A 13,295-nucleotide genomic window follows, 5' to 3' on the forward strand; every position below is an offset into this window, starting at 1 on the left:
TCTTCATTCTAGCGCAGATTGAGCGATTAGGAAATCACAATCGCTACAGAACAATAGCTAGAATTATAGGCAAAGCGCCGACGGACATCAGGGTTGAGACCATAACCAGCCCCGCAACCGCGTCAGAATCCGCCTCGAACCGTTCGGCCAGCAGGTATGAGGTTACTGCAACCGGCGTACACATCTGCACCACCAGAACGCCGAACGCGACTTTATCCAGATCAAACCCTTTTGCGATTGCCCATGCCAGGGCAAAACACACGACCAGTTTCAACGCCGATAGCCAGACCGCTTGCCCTAGCTTTCTGGTGGTCAGCCGCGCAATCGCAACACCAAGCGTGATCAGCATCATCGGAATCGCCATCTGTCCCAGCAGGTCCAGCGTATTGGTCACGAAGACAGGTGTTTGCCAGCCCTGCCACAGAAACAGCGCCCCCAGCAGAGTAGCCCAAACCATGGGTTCACGTGCTACCTTGCCGAAAGCGCCTTTTCCCGCCACCAGGTAGATCCCGTAAGTAAAGGAAAACAGGGCGGTAACGGCCAGAAATATCACCGCGAAACCCAAGCCTGCCTGCCCAAATGCGAAAATGGCCAGAGGCAGGCCCAGATTCCCCGTGTTGCCGAATATCAGCGGCGCCAGATAGGTGCGCCTTTCCAGCTTGCTGGCCCGGACAAATACGCCAAATGCGACCGCCAGCCCGACATGGCCTATGATGGCGGCCAAAGTGAACCGGGTCAGCTCTCCGGGCGGGATCTGGGTTTGCATCAGGGCCACGAAAATCAGGCTGGGCACGGCGAGCGTCACCGCAAGGCGGGTCACAAATTGCAGCCTGTATTCAAAGCCAAGTTTGACCCAGGCAAACCCGATCCCCGCCAAGAGGAAGACCGGGGCCACGATTTCGAGTACTGTCAGTAAGAGGTTCACAGACTGTTTCCCATTATTTTAGATCAATGATTGGCATTCCTATGAGGAAACGGGTAGTAAGACCTTTGGGGGCAAACGTGATGCTAAAGACACAAGCAAAGTACCGGCTGGGCCAAGTCGTCCGCCACAAAAAACATCCCTTCCGAGGGGTGATTTTTGACGTGGACCCAGAGTTTTCAAATACCGAAGAATGGTATCAGGCCATTCCCGAAGACAGCAGGCCGATCAAGGATCAGCCGTTTTATCATCTGTTGGCGGAAAATGACCAATCCTTCTATGTTGCTTATGTTTCTGAACAAAATCTGATTGCCGACCAGTCCGGAGAACCGGTCGAGCATCCGGATATCCCCGATATGTTTGGTCCGTTTGAAAACGGCGCATATCCGTTGCATTTCCATTTGAACTAAAAATGGAAGCGCGGGTGAAACCGGGCCCATACTGTCAATAACCAAGCGCGCACCCATCTTTTCGCGGATCGCTTGCGCCTTGCAAAACGCCGCTCTTCTGGATTCGGATCGCTTGAGCCCCGCCAAGAGGTGTTTCCGAAATCAGAACTTTGTGGCCGATTTCAGATAATTGTTGCGCGACCTTCCGCGAAATTCCGCGTTCCAGTTTCAAGACAGGTCCGTCTGCAAAGGCCCGCGGTGCGTCTATGGCCTGCTGCAGCGCAAACTCATCGTCAGTTAGCAGCGAGACCAGCTTTGCATGTCCTGTGGGCTGAAAGGCACCACCCATCACGCCGAAGGGCATCAGGATTTTGCCTTTCTGTTTCAACATGCCGGGAATGATCGTGTGCATCGGGCGTTTGCCGCCGCCAAACTCGTTCGGATGGCCTGATTGCAACGTAAATCCAGACCCGCGGTTTTGCAGCAGAATGCCGAATTTCTCAGAGGCGATACCCGATCCAAAGCTATGAAAGATCGAATAGATCAGCGATACCGCCATCCTGTCCCTGTCGACCACCGTGATATAAACCGTGTCCTTGTGAATGGCTTCGGTCAGTGGGGCAGCAGCGGGCATGGCATGGTTTGGATTGATAAGCTCTGCCAGTCGATCGGCTGTTGTCTGGTCCCAAAACCTGTCTGCGTGTGTCGTATGATCCGGATCGGCGATGAACCTGTTGCGGGCATCGTAGGCGAGTTTTGAGGCTTCGGCCTCGATATGCAGACGCTCTACGGATAGCGGATCCATGGATCCGAGGTCAAAGTTCTTGAGGATATTCAGCAGCAAAAGGGCGGTTGCACCTTGGCCATTGGGCGGATGTTCCAGCAGGTCCAAGCCACGATAGTGCCCTGCGACCGGAACTGTAGGTGTGGCAGCGGTCGCGTCCAGATCTTCTGCTGTGTGTACCCCGCCCATGGCCGTCAGGGTCGAGATAATATCTTCGGCGACCTCGCCCGCGTAAAACGCCTTTCGTCCGTATTTGGCGATTCTGCGCAGCACTTCTGCCTGCCCGGCGGACCGGAACATGTCTCCGGTCTTTGGAACGTCTCCTTTCAGCAGATAGTGGTTCCTGGCTGCCCCTTGCAACGTGTTAGCACCCGGGCCCCAATCAAAAGCCACACGTGGGGCGACCGGCACGCCCTGGTCTGCATAGCGGATGGCGGGTTGCAGGATGGCGCCCAGCCCTAGTTTGCCCTCGGTTTCGGCCAGCTGGCAGAACGCCTCGACCGCGCCGGGAATGGTGACCGCATCCGGTGTATTGAGCGGAACTGCAGTCAGTCCCTTATCGCGCAAGCTGCCAGCGTTGGCTGCTGCCGGTGCCCGGCCAGAGCCGTTGAGGGCCCGAACCTCATCTTCTCCGGCGCGGTTGTACAGAACAAAGCAATCTCCGCCCAGGCCGGTCATTTGTGGTTCGCAAAATCCCAAAAGCACTGCCCCGGCGATGGCTGCGTCCATCGCGTTGCCACCTTGCTGTAGAATGCCAAGGGCTGCTTGGGCTGCCAGCGGGTGAGATGTGGCGCACATCCCTTCGGTCGAAAAAACTTCGGATCTGCCTGGTGCCTGAAAATCCCGCATTGCGCTGCCTTCCCGTGTGATCGCGCAGAAGGTATCGCGCGTCCGGGTATTGTCCAGTCAAATCAAAGGGGAAGTTCCTCGGCATCGTTCACTGGGTGGGGGCTGTGACATACGATGCCGAGGGAAGCTATCTGAGCTACAGTTAAGACTTTGATCTTTGTTTGCGGCGCTACAATGGTTCGAAAAGGGCCTTATTGTGACGTTTTATGGCCCTAATCCGCGTCGAGAAAACTGAATCGCAGTGACAACCGGTTGCAGCCTTCGCTACGGTCATAGCGGATTTCACTGGTCAGTTGGTGGATCAGAAACCATCCAAATCCCCCCTCGGGCAGGTCTTCACGTCTTTCCCCCAGAGGTGCAGGTGCACCTTCTGGTACGCGAAAGCCGGGAAGGGGATTGCCGGTATCCGAGATGAGGATTTCCAACCAGCTCTGATGCAGGCGGCAGTGTACCTTGACGCTGGCGGGCGTGGTTCCGGCATAGGCGTGTTCAACGACATTGTTAATGGCTTCGGCCAGGGCAATTCTGACATCAGCCGCTTTGTGTGCAGGCAGCCCTTTAGACGACAGTGCCTGGCTCAACTTGGCAATGCCAGAGCTTGCCTCGACCTCGGTCGCAGCGAAGCTCAAATCGAAACTGATGCCGTTACACATTAGCCTTACGCCTGTTCAGTTTCTCCTTGTGTTCAATCCGACGCACCGGACAGTGCGTCATCCATCGTTGGGTAAAGCTTGAACACCGTGTCCATGCGCGTAAGACGGAACACCTTTTCCACAAAGGGCTGAAGACCTGCCAGATCCAGGCGCCGTTCAGCCCCGAGTTGTTTCATGGCGGCGACAATGGCACCCAAACCACTGGAGTCGATGAATTCGACACCGCTGAGATCCAGAACCACACGCACAGCCCCACCTTCGGTTTCCGTGCGCATGTTTTCTTTGAACTGAATGGCCATTGCGGCATCAATCCGGTTGGATTGTACAGTAATTATTTGAATATTGTTGGTCGTAGTACTGGACAGGCCCATACGTGACGGTCCTTTAACTGAAATCGCTCGTAGAAATACGCTAGACGGGAATTCTTACCATTCGGTATCCATTGAATGACAAGAATTTAGGAGCGCCCAGATGAAGCAAGTTGTAATCGCCGGAGCAGCACGTACCCCGATGGGTGGATTTCAAGGAATGTTCGATGGTGTTTCTGCCGCCGATCTGGGTGGAGCCGCGATCCGGGCCGCGCTGCAGGGTGCCGGTGCTGAAACGGTTGACGAAGTGCTGATGGGCTGCGTTCTGCCAGCCGGTCAGGGTCAGGCCCCTGCACGTCAGGCTGGGTTTGCAGCCGGTTTGGGCCAAGAGGTCCCGGCCACGACGCTCAACAAGATGTGCGGATCAGGGATGAAGGCTGCGATGATGGCCTTCGATCAGATCGCATTGGGCCATGCCAACACAATGATCGCGGGCGGGATGGAGAGTATGACGAACGCGCCCTACCTGTTGCCCAAAATGCGTGAGGGTGCGCGCTTGGGGCACGCTCAGGTCGTCGACCACATGTTTCTGGACGGGCTAGAGGACGCCTACGACAAAGGTCGTCTGATGGGCACTTTCGCCGAAGACTGTGCCGAGGCGTTCCAGTTCACCCGCGAAGCGCAGGACGAATACGCCCTGCAGTCCCTATCCAACGCGCTGGCCGCGCAGGACAGCGGCGCGTTCGACGGTGAAATCACTCCGGTAACCGTCCGTACAAGGAAAGGCGAGGTCACGCAGTCCGCGGACGAGCAGCCGAAAACCGCCCGCCCGGAAAAGATACCTTCGCTGAAACCGGCTTTTCGCAAGGGTGGAACGGTGACGGCGGCCAACGCGTCGTCGATCTCTGATGGGGCGGCAGCTCTGGTTCTGGCGTCAGCTGAAGCCGCCGAAGCGCAAGGCCTCTCGGTTCGGGCGCGCATTCTGGGTCATTCCAGCCATGCGCAGGCTCCGGGATTGTTCACGACTGCGCCAGTTCCCGCTGCGCAAAAGCTTTTGGCCAAAATCGGCTGGTCCAATGATGATGTGGATCTGTGGGAGGTAAACGAAGCCTTTGCCGTGGTGCCGATGGCATTCATGCATGAGATGGGTCTGACGCGTGACAAGGTAAATGTGAATGGTGGTGCATGCGCCCTGGGTCATCCTATTGGCGCTTCGGGAGCGCGTATCATGGTCACCCTGCTGAACGCGTTGGAAAAGCGGGATCTGAAACGCGGCGTGGCGGCGATCTGCATCGGTGGTGGAGAGGGCACTGCAATCGCGATTGAGCGTGTTTGACGCGGGGCCGATTCCACCATAGGTCCGGTGCTGTAGAACCTGTTTACAAGATCACTGACCGGACCCGCCCCCCATGACCGTTGACTACGATACGCTGACCAAGACAATCGTCGCCCTAACCGCAGGCGAGACAGATCAAGTTGCTCTGATGGCGACAATCGCCTGTGAAGTTCATCACGCCGATGATCGGTTTGACTGGACGGGGTTCTATCGCGTAACAGATCCGGGCATTTTGAAAATCGGCCCCTATCAGGGTGGTCACGGGTGTCTGGTTATTCCCTTCGGGCGCGGTGTCTGTGGTGCCGCGGCGCGGACCGGAAAGGTACAGTTGGTGGCGGATGTGCATGCGTTTCCAGGTCACATCGCCTGCGCCTTGTCTACGCAGTCCGAACTGGTGCTTCCGGTGCGCAATGCCTCGGGCGAGGTCATCGCGGTTTTTGACATCGACAGTGACCAGCCGGATGCGTTCACGGATGAGGACGCAGAAAAGCTGTCTGCCATATTGTCAAAGGCGTTCTCGGGCGAGTTAAGAGGGGCCTGACGCAAAATCGGCCCGTCTGTTAGACTGGAATGGACACTAATTGCGACTGGCCAAGGCATGATCCCGGACCAATTCACCACAGAGCGGCTTGGCGTGTGCCACTGGCAAGTGGAAGTCTCTGAAGCTGGTCGCCTTTCAGCGTTGACGGCCGAGTTGGCAACCGTCCTGACACCAGCGGTTCTTGAGCCCCTGCCGCCTTCGATGCAGGTCGAAGAAACGCCCAGCGGGATGACCGACTGGATCGCGGCACGCAAGACCGAAAGCGATGTTCTTCTTGTTCGGCTAAGGCAAAATAATCAGCTGATCGGACTGCTGATACTGGCCTCAGAACCCGAAGATCAGGCCGCACCAGCCATTCACCTTGGATATCTGTTTGCCGAACGAGCCTGGGGCTGTGGCTATGCAACCGAACTTGTGTCCGGCTTTATCGCGGCCTGCGGCACGAGCCGCGCCATTCGGTTTTTGGCCGGGGTCGAGCACAGCAATCCCGCCTCTGCCCGTGTGCTACAGAAATCGGGGTTCACGCGATCCTCAGCTCACTCCACCGACGATACCGATATGTATGTCTGCGACATTTCCTAGATCCCATCGGGATCTTACGTGGCTTGCGGATCAAGCCAACTACAGAATGTCTGTGATTAGGAAATATGCCAGCCCGACCTGAGTCGCAAAGATCGCAAACAGCGACAGGGAAAACCGGCCTTTTCGGGACTTGTGATTGAAAATCCAACGCCCGACCAGCGCACCGGGACTGCCGCCCAGTGCCGCCAGCCACAATAGCCTGCGTTCCGGAACCCGGCTTTTTCTGCGTCTGGCGCGCAGCTTGTCCCAACCAAAGGCCAGCAAAGTCAGGCCGTTGATGACCCACAGGTATATAACCGCAATCCACATAGCTGACGGATAGCTAAATGCGTCGATTTTCCCAAGTGAAAAAATGCTTGGAATTTTCACCGATTCGCGGCATCGTGAAAAACACGAGGAAAATTTCACCAGATATCGGAGAGTTCGGTGAACAGCCAAGCCCCCCACAGTGCAACGCTCGGAGCCGACATTCGCGCATTGCGTAAGGCGCGTGGGTTGACGCTGACCGAGATCGCAGAGCGGTTGAACCGGTCGGTCGGATGGCTCAGCCAGGTTGAACGCGACAAGTCCGAACCGTCAATTTCAGACCTGCGTCAGATCGCGGAATGTCTGGGTGTGCCGATGTCCATGCTGTTCGCCCATTCTGCCGCCCCCGCCAATGAACAAGGCTATGTCGTGCGCGCCGGGTCGCGCCGCCCGATGGGGTCGGGCGAAGAAGGTCTGATCGAGGAATTGCTGTCACCCGATCTGACTGACGATTTTGAGATGGTGCATTCCACCTTTAAGCCGCATTCCAAGATGCAGAACCCGGCGGACCGCCCCACGCAAGAGGTTGGCTATGTGATTTCCGGTCAGTTGAATCTGACCATCGGCGCGCAAAGCTTTTCGGTTGGGCCCGGTGACAGTTTTCGGATCAAGAACGAACCCTATATTTGGGCGAACCCTCATGATGAGCCTGCTGTGGTCATCTGGGTCATCGCACCTCCGGTGTACTGATGAGTTTCGAGGCCTGGACCATATTCGCGCTGTTCTGGGTGGTGTTTGTAACCACACCGGGGCCTAACGCGGTGAACTGTATCTCGAACGGGATGAGCCTGCCCTTCGCAAAAGCGATGCTGGGTGTCTTGGCGATCCTGACCCAAGCCAGCGCCTTTTTGGTTTTGTCGGCGCTTGGGGTGACGGCCTTGATCGCGGCCTCACCCACCGGATTCTTCATCGCCAAGCTGGTGGGCGCAGGGTTTCTGATCTGGCTGGGTGTCCGAGGCTGGAAGGCTGCAGCAAATCCCGCCCCTATTTCCGAACGCCCTGCACGGCATGTCTATCTGCACGCGCTGGCCGTCGCGACAATCAACCCCAAAAGCGTCGCGGGTTATCTTGCTGCATTCTCGCAATTCGTACAGCCGGATGTGCCGATCTGGGAGCAAATGTTGGTCATCATGCCAACGGCGCTGATCATCACAACGCTCAGCTACATCGGGTTCACTCTTCTAGGTGCGCTTATGGGGCGGGCCGCGCTGGGGGCCGTGTTCAACATCTGGGTGCGCCGGGTCATGGCCACCTGTTTCATCATTTATGGCGTGTTGCTGGGCACCACCAGCGCGCCAGCAGCAAGGGGATAAGCGAAATGCATACAGGTTCCTGTCTGTGCGGCTCGGTTGCGTTCAAGATCGAAGGCGATCTTCCTGCCGCCTCGGCCTGCCATTGCGGTCAATGCCGCAAACAGTCGGGTCATGTCTGGGCCTCGACCTCGGCCCATCAAGACGACATCACCTTCACCGCCAGCGATACGCTGAGCTGGTTTCGTGCTTCCGACATCGCCCGACGGGGATTTTGCAACGCCTGCGGCTCTTACCTGTTCTGGCAGCATAAGGACGAAGATCGGATTGCCATTGCTATGGGGGCGCTGGATGCACCCACCGGACTGACCCTCGCCCGCCATATATTTGTGGCTGACAAAGGCGATTACTACGACATCACGGACGATCTGCCTCAAGAGGCACAGTAACAGGGACTGAAAGACATGAGTGATTTTCCGACAAAAGCCCGCGTGGTTATTATCGGTGGCGGAGTGGTGGGGACATCGTCTCTGTATCATCTGGCCAAAAAGGGCTGGACCGATTGTGTTCTGCTGGAGAAAAACGAGCTGACCGCCGGGTCGACCTGGCATGCAGCTGGCAACGTGCCGACCTTTTCGACCTCTTGGGCGATCATGAACATGCAGCGCTATTCGACCGAGCTTTATGCGCGGCTGGGTGAAGAGGTCGACTATCCGATGAACTATCACCAGTCCGGCTCAATCCGGTTGGCCCATTCGAAAGAGCGGGTGCAGGAGTTCGAGCGGGCAATGGCGATGGGCCGTTATCAGGGCATCGAGATGGAGATGTGGACACCCGAACAGGCCAAAGAGCATTACCCGTTCCTGGAAACTCATGACCTTGAGGGTGTTCTGTTCGACCCGACCGATGGCGACATCGACCCGGCGCAGTTGACCCAGGCACTGGCCAAGGGTGCGCGCGACATGGGGGCGAAGATCCTGCGTTTCTGCCCGGCCACGGGTGTGACCCAGAAGGAAGACAAGACCTGGATCGTGCATACTGACAAGGGCGATATCGAAGCGGACCACGTGGTCAATGCCGCCGGGTATTACGCCCAGCGTGTGGGTGAATGGTTCAAGCCCTTCGGCGGTCGCACCGTTCCGGCCATGGTGATGAGCCACCAGTACCTGCTGACCGACGAAGTGCCCGAGATCGAGGAATGGTCCAAGGCCAATGGCGGTAAAAAGCTGCCGCTTCTGCGCGACGTGGATATCTCCTATTACCTTCGGCAGGAGAAGAACGGATTCAACCTCGGCCCCTATGAGCCCAACTGCAAGGGCCACTGGATGACCGAGGATGATCCGATGCCCGAGGATTTCAGTTTCCAGCTATGGAATGATGATCTGGACCGGATCGAAGACATCGTCACCGACGCGATGGAGCGGGTGCCGCTGATGGGGACCTCGGGCGTGGGCCGGGTGATCAACGGACCCATCCCCTACGCGCCGGACGGGCTGCCGCTGGTTGGCCCGATGCCGGGCGTGACCAACGCGTTTGAGGCGCATACCTTTACCTTCGGCATCGCGCAGGGCGGTGGTGCCGGCAAGGTGCTGGCCGAATGGATCGTCGATGGCGCAACTGAGTGGGATATGTGGGCCGTCGATCCGCGCCGTTACACCGATTACACCGATCAGGATTACTGCAACCAGAAGGGGCTTGAGGTCTATGGCAACGAATACGCCATGCATTTCCCGCACCATGAATGGCCCGCCGCGCGCGACAAAAAGCTGTCGCCTGTCCACACCAAGGTCAAGGAATTGGGCGGCGTGATGGGGCCCTATAACGGCTGGGAACGCGCCAACTGGTTTGCGCAACCGGGCGACGATACCTCTGAAGAAGCGACTCATACCTGGGGCCGTTCGGGGCCATGGGAGAAGCGGATCAAGGAAGAGTGTGAGGCTGTCCGTGATCATTGCGGCGTATTGGACTTGCCCGGATTTTCGCGTTTCATCGTAAAAGGTGAGGGTGCCGCCGAGGCGCTGCGGTCGCTGGTTACCGGCGGTTTGCCCAAGGTGGGTCGCATCAACCTGGTCTATATCTCAGATGGTCGCGGCCGGATCCTGACCGAAATGTCCTGTATCCGCCTCGGCGATGACGAGTTCGTCATGATCACGGCCGCTACAGCGCAATGGCATGACCGCGATATCCTGACCGAGGCAATGCCCACTGGCGTCACCGTCGAGGATGTCACCACCACTCGTGACACGCTGATCGTGACAGGTCCAAAATCGCGCGACATTCTGGCGGGGCTGAGCGATGCGGACCTGTCCAGTGGCTGGCTGACCCATCAATCGGCCACGGTTGCAGGTCAGCCCGCATTCCTGATCCGCGTCTCGTTTGCAGGAGAACTTGGCTGGGAGGTTCACGCGCTGAACGACCATATGCCCGCGATCTATGGCGCGATCCTTGACGCTGGTGCCAAACCGTTCGGGATGTACGCCCTGAACTCTCTGCGCATCGAAAAGGGTTATCGGGCTTGGAAAGGCGATCTGTCCACTGATTACTCTCTGTTGGAAGGCGGGTTGGAACGGTTCGTCAAACTTGACAAACCGCAGGACTTCCCCGGCAAGGCCGCGATCCTGAACGAAAAGCAGCAGGGCGTGAAAAAGGCGTTTGCCACTATGTTGGTCGAGGCAGGTGACGCGGATGCACCCTACATGTCCTGTATCTGGCACAACGGCGAGATCGTTGGCGAAACCACCTCGGGCGCTTGGGGGTATCGCGTTGGCCAATCCATTGCGCTGGGCATGATCCGTCCCGAATTGGCGGTGGCAGGTACCGAGCTTGAAATCGAAATCTTCGGTGAAAAGCGGCGCGCCGTGGTACAGGACGATAAACCGCTCTGGGATCCAGAAAACGAGCGGCTGCGCGCCTGATCGCCCGAAGGAGACCTGCATGAGCACGCGTTATTCAAAACTGGGGCCCGGAGAGGGCCTCAATTATGACTGGGAAAATGACCACACATTTGTGAAGGTTTCGACCCGGGATACTGATGGCGCCTATACGCTCATGGAAGACAATCTGAAGGCCAGCTTTGCGCTTGGCCTTCATCGCCATGAAACCCATGCCGAAAGCTTCTATTTTCTGGAAGGCGAAGTGGACTTCTACGTTGATGGCGACTGGCATCGCTGTGGGCCGGGCAGCACGATGCATGTGCCGCCCGGTATGCCGCATGCCTGCCGCGTTGCTGGTAAAGCACCTGCCAAGATGCTGATGATTTTCCAGCCTGCCGGTTTTGACGGCTTCCTTGCTGAGCTGGCCAAGATGACCGAGGCGGACTTCGCCGATGAGGTGAAAATGGCCGAATTGAACGCGCGGTATGACATTGTCCCGATGGGCTCTGTGCCGCCTCATCCCGATGACGAGGTCTGATCATGACACTGCCTAAAACGATGTCCGGTGTATTCCTGACCTGTCACGGCGGGCCCGAGGCGCTGGAATGGCGTGACGATATACCCGTCCCAACCCCTGCGCCGGGGCAGGTTCTGGTCCGTGTGGCCGCAGCCGGGGTGAACAACACCGATATCAACACCCGTATCGGCTGGTATTCCTCGGACGTGACCGGCGCCACAGATGCCGTGGATCAAGAGGTCGAAGCCGGAGGCTGGGGCGGCGCGTTGAACTTCCCGCGCATTCAGGGCGGTGACCTGTGCGGCATCGTCGAAATCGCGGGGCCCGAGACCGGGTTCACCCCGGGCCAGCGCGTGACCTGTCCGATCAACCTGCCACGTCCGCGACCGGGCAACCCGACAGGCTTCATCGTGCTTGGGTCCGAGATTGACGGCGCCTTTGCGCAATATTGTTTGGTGCAGGCCGATGACCTTTATGATGTCAGCGCCTCACCCCTGTCCGACAATGAAATCGCTGCCATCCCCTGCGCCTTTGGAACCGCCGAGGCTATGCTGACCCGATCCGGTGTGACTGCCGGGCAAAAGGTGCTGATCACCGGCGCATCCGGTGGCGTCGGCCTTGCCGCTGTGCAACTGGCGGCGCTGCGCGGTGCCTCGGTTTGGGGCGTGACCGGTGCGGCCAAGGCCGAAGCGGTGAAAAGCCAGGGCGCGACCGCCACGTTCAACCGGGATGCGTCGCTGCCCACCGACATGTTCGACGTGGTCATTGACGTGGTGGGCGGACCTGCATGGGCTGACCTGATCCTGGCGCTGAAACCGGGCGGTCTCTATGCCGTTGCGGGTGCGATTGCTGGCCCGATTGTTCAAGCCGATCTGCGGGATATCTATCTGCGCGACATTACCATTCACGGCAGCACCCATCAGCCGTTCGAAGTCTTCGGTCGCCTGGTCGAACTGATGAATGCGGGGCGGATCAAGCCCCTGATTTCAAAAACCTATCCGCTGAAAGACATTGCGACGGCGCAAGAGGACTTTCAGTCAAAAACGTTTCCGGGAAAACTGGTTCTGGTTCCCTGAGGAGGTTCATTGATGGCAGATATAACCCTTCTGGATGGGTCTATTGGACAGGAACTGGTCAAACGCAGCGGCGATGCGCCGACGCCTTTGTGGTCGACCCGGGTGATGATGGACCATCCCAAGTTGGTCGGGGATGTGCATGCGGATTATTTCTCACGCGGTGCGACTGTGGCCACGACAAATACCTATGCTGTTCACCGGTCGCGTCTGGACCGTGTCGGCTTGGGTGATCAGCTGCCAGATCTGATCGAGGCGGCCCTGTCGCAGGCCGAGCGTGCGCGCCCGGCGGGTAGGCGCATCGCTGGGGCTTTGGGTCCGCTTCTCGCCTCTTACCGGCCGGACCTGAATCCAGAGGTCGAAGAGGCGGCAGAGAAATTCACCGAACTGGTGGCGATGATGGCAGATCGCGTTGATCTGTTCCTGATCGAAACCGTGTCGTCGGTGCAAGAGGCCGAAGGCGCGTTGCGTGGAACGGAACAGGCAGACAAGCCGGTCTGGCTGGCGCTGTCCGTGATGGATGATGATGGGACGCGGCTTCGGTCGGGTGAGCCATTGTCGGGAATAGCATCTTTGGTTGATCGCTTTACGCCTGAGGCCGTGCTGATCAACTGCTCGCGCCCCGAGGCGGTGCCCGCTGCGCTGAATATTATCGCCACCTTCGGGCGTCCGTTTGGGGCATATGCCAATGGCTTCACCGGGATTACCCAGGAATTTCTACAAGACGCCCCAACCGTCGATGCGCTGCAACAGCGCCACGACCTTGGGCCGGATGAATATGCTGATCAGGCGATGGGGTGGGTGGCGCAGGGTGCAACTATCATCGGCGGATGCTGCGAAGTCGGTCCCGATCACATTCAGCGACTGGCAGATCGGCTGTGCGCTGCTGGCCACAGCATCGTCTGAAGGGGG

At 58.1% G+C, this 13,295-nt stretch carries 16 protein-coding genes; 11 read left to right on the forward strand and 5 right to left on the reverse strand.

Annotated features, from left to right (window positions below; translation table 11 throughout):
- Positions 1 to 43 precede the first annotated feature (43 nt).
- Positions 44 to 925, reverse strand: coding sequence for an AEC family transporter (locus tag AC2FFF_RS10910; RefSeq protein ID WP_281973067.1), 882 nt, complete (start codon positions 923 to 925; stop codon positions 44 to 46).
- A gap of 80 nt (positions 926 to 1,005) precedes the next feature.
- Here AC2FFF_RS10910 and hspQ point away from each other — a divergent pair, with 80 nt between their 5' ends.
- Positions 1,006 to 1,332, forward strand: coding sequence for a heat shock protein HspQ (gene hspQ, locus AC2FFF_RS10915; protein ID WP_142637073.1), 327 nt, complete (start codon positions 1,006 to 1,008; stop codon positions 1,330 to 1,332).
- A gap of 34 nt (positions 1,333 to 1,366) precedes the next feature.
- Here the strand turns inward: hspQ and AC2FFF_RS10920 are convergent, their stop codons facing one another.
- The 3 genes from AC2FFF_RS10920 to AC2FFF_RS10930 all read right to left on the reverse strand — a co-directional run bounded on the left by AC2FFF_RS10920 (position 1,367) and on the right by AC2FFF_RS10930 (position 3,968).
- Positions 1,367 to 2,944: a gamma-glutamyltransferase family protein gene (locus AC2FFF_RS10920; RefSeq protein WP_496882938.1), complete on the reverse strand. Its 1,578-nt coding sequence runs from the start codon at positions 2,942 to 2,944 to the stop codon at positions 1,367 to 1,369.
- A gap of 212 nt (positions 2,945 to 3,156) precedes the next feature.
- Entirely contained in the window at positions 3,157 to 3,597 is a 441-nt protein-coding gene (locus tag AC2FFF_RS10925) for an ATP-binding protein (protein WP_142637069.1), read from the reverse strand.
- Between the two features lie 32 nt (positions 3,598 to 3,629).
- Positions 3,630 to 3,968, reverse strand: coding sequence for an STAS domain-containing protein (locus AC2FFF_RS10930; RefSeq protein WP_496882939.1), 339 nt, complete (start codon positions 3,966 to 3,968; stop codon positions 3,630 to 3,632).
- A 100-nt stretch (positions 3,969 to 4,068) separates the two neighbouring features.
- Here AC2FFF_RS10930 and AC2FFF_RS10935 point away from each other — a divergent pair, with 100 nt between their 5' ends.
- The 3 genes from AC2FFF_RS10935 (at position 4,069) to AC2FFF_RS10945 (ending at position 6,364) form a co-directional block, all read left to right on the forward strand.
- On the forward strand, positions 4,069 to 5,241 hold the full coding sequence (locus AC2FFF_RS10935; protein WP_281973069.1) for a thiolase family protein: 1,173 nt from the start codon (positions 4,069 to 4,071) through the stop codon (positions 5,239 to 5,241).
- 73 nt (positions 5,242 to 5,314) lie between these two features.
- Positions 5,315 to 5,782, forward strand: a complete 468-nt coding sequence (locus AC2FFF_RS10940; protein WP_281973070.1) for a GAF domain-containing protein — start codon at positions 5,315 to 5,317, stop codon at positions 5,780 to 5,782.
- A gap of 57 nt (positions 5,783 to 5,839) precedes the next feature.
- Positions 5,840 to 6,364: a GNAT family N-acetyltransferase gene (locus AC2FFF_RS10945; protein ID WP_281973071.1), complete on the forward strand. Its 525-nt coding sequence runs from the start codon at positions 5,840 to 5,842 to the stop codon at positions 6,362 to 6,364.
- A 39-nt stretch (positions 6,365 to 6,403) separates the two neighbouring features.
- On the opposite strand, the gene AC2FFF_RS10950 is transcribed toward AC2FFF_RS10945, so the two are convergent.
- On the reverse strand, positions 6,404 to 6,673 hold the full coding sequence (locus AC2FFF_RS10950) for a DUF1294 domain-containing protein (RefSeq protein WP_142637060.1): 270 nt from the start codon (positions 6,671 to 6,673) through the stop codon (positions 6,404 to 6,406).
- A 117-nt stretch (positions 6,674 to 6,790) separates the two neighbouring features.
- Between AC2FFF_RS10950 and AC2FFF_RS10955 the strand changes: the two genes are divergently transcribed.
- From AC2FFF_RS10955 to AC2FFF_RS10985, 7 genes are read left to right on the forward strand one after another with little or no spacing between them, the layout of a single operon-like run.
- On the forward strand, positions 6,791 to 7,360 hold the full coding sequence (locus AC2FFF_RS10955; protein WP_281973073.1) for a helix-turn-helix domain-containing protein: 570 nt from the start codon (positions 6,791 to 6,793) through the stop codon (positions 7,358 to 7,360).
- Complete coding sequence (locus tag AC2FFF_RS10960) at positions 7,360 to 7,983, forward strand: LysE family translocator (protein WP_281973074.1); 624 nt, start codon at positions 7,360 to 7,362, stop codon at positions 7,981 to 7,983. The genes AC2FFF_RS10955 and AC2FFF_RS10960 overlap by 1 nt, the downstream gene beginning before the upstream one ends.
- A gap of 5 nt (positions 7,984 to 7,988) precedes the next feature.
- Complete coding sequence (locus AC2FFF_RS10965; RefSeq protein ID WP_142637055.1) at positions 7,989 to 8,369, forward strand: GFA family protein; 381 nt, start codon at positions 7,989 to 7,991, stop codon at positions 8,367 to 8,369.
- Positions 8,370 to 8,384: 15 nt separating this feature from the next.
- Entirely contained in the window at positions 8,385 to 10,835 is a 2,451-nt protein-coding gene (locus tag AC2FFF_RS10970; protein ID WP_142637053.1) for a GcvT family protein, read from the forward strand.
- A 19-nt stretch (positions 10,836 to 10,854) separates the two neighbouring features.
- The gene (locus tag AC2FFF_RS10975; RefSeq protein ID WP_281973075.1) at positions 10,855 to 11,331 is read left to right on the forward strand and encodes a cupin domain-containing protein; all 477 of its coding nucleotides are present in this window, start codon (positions 10,855 to 10,857) and stop codon (positions 11,329 to 11,331) included.
- Between the two features lie 2 nt (positions 11,332 to 11,333).
- Positions 11,334 to 12,386: an alcohol dehydrogenase family protein gene (locus AC2FFF_RS10980; protein WP_425471984.1), complete on the forward strand. Its 1,053-nt coding sequence runs from the start codon at positions 11,334 to 11,336 to the stop codon at positions 12,384 to 12,386.
- 12 nt (positions 12,387 to 12,398) lie between these two features.
- Entirely contained in the window at positions 12,399 to 13,289 is an 891-nt protein-coding gene (locus tag AC2FFF_RS10985; RefSeq protein WP_281995411.1) for a homocysteine S-methyltransferase family protein, read from the forward strand.
- The last annotated feature ends 6 nt before the right edge of the window (positions 13,290 to 13,295 follow it).

This window comes from Ruegeria sp. YTSA226, assembly GCF_059609905.1.

Coding starts and splice junctions, on each gene's coding strand:
- AC2FFF_RS10935 (WP_281973069.1), top strand. CDS start 4,069: ATGAAGCAAGTTGTAATCGCCGGAGCAGCACGTACCCCGATGGGTGGA.
- AC2FFF_RS10970 (WP_142637053.1), top strand. CDS start 8,385: ATGAGTGATTTTCCGACAAAAGCCCGCGTGGTTATTATCGGTGGCGGA.
- AC2FFF_RS10945 (WP_281973071.1), top strand. CDS start 5,840: ATGATCCCGGACCAATTCACCACAGAGCGGCTTGGCGTGTGCCACTGG.
- AC2FFF_RS10925 (WP_142637069.1), bottom strand. CDS start 3,597: ATGTGTAACGGCATCAGTTTCGATTTGAGCTTCGCTGCGACCGAGGTC.
- AC2FFF_RS10960 (WP_281973074.1), top strand. CDS start 7,360: ATGAGTTTCGAGGCCTGGACCATATTCGCGCTGTTCTGGGTGGTGTTT.
- AC2FFF_RS10965 (WP_142637055.1), top strand. CDS start 7,989: ATGCATACAGGTTCCTGTCTGTGCGGCTCGGTTGCGTTCAAGATCGAA.
- AC2FFF_RS10950 (WP_142637060.1), bottom strand. CDS start 6,673: ATGTGGATTGCGGTTATATACCTGTGGGTCATCAACGGCCTGACTTTG.
- AC2FFF_RS10980 (WP_425471984.1), top strand. CDS start 11,334: ATGACACTGCCTAAAACGATGTCCGGTGTATTCCTGACCTGTCACGGC.
- AC2FFF_RS10940 (WP_281973070.1), top strand. CDS start 5,315: ATGACCGTTGACTACGATACGCTGACCAAGACAATCGTCGCCCTAACC.
- AC2FFF_RS10975 (WP_281973075.1), top strand. CDS start 10,855: ATGAGCACGCGTTATTCAAAACTGGGGCCCGGAGAGGGCCTCAATTAT.
- AC2FFF_RS10930 (WP_496882939.1), bottom strand. CDS start 3,968: ATGGGCCTGTCCAGTACTACGACCAACAATATTCAAATAATTACTGTA.
- AC2FFF_RS10920 (WP_496882938.1), bottom strand. CDS start 2,944: ATGCGGGATTTTCAGGCACCAGGCAGATCCGAAGTTTTTTCGACCGAA.
- hspQ (WP_142637073.1), top strand. CDS start 1,006: ATGCTAAAGACACAAGCAAAGTACCGGCTGGGCCAAGTCGTCCGCCAC.
- AC2FFF_RS10985 (WP_281995411.1), top strand. CDS start 12,399: ATGGCAGATATAACCCTTCTGGATGGGTCTATTGGACAGGAACTGGTC.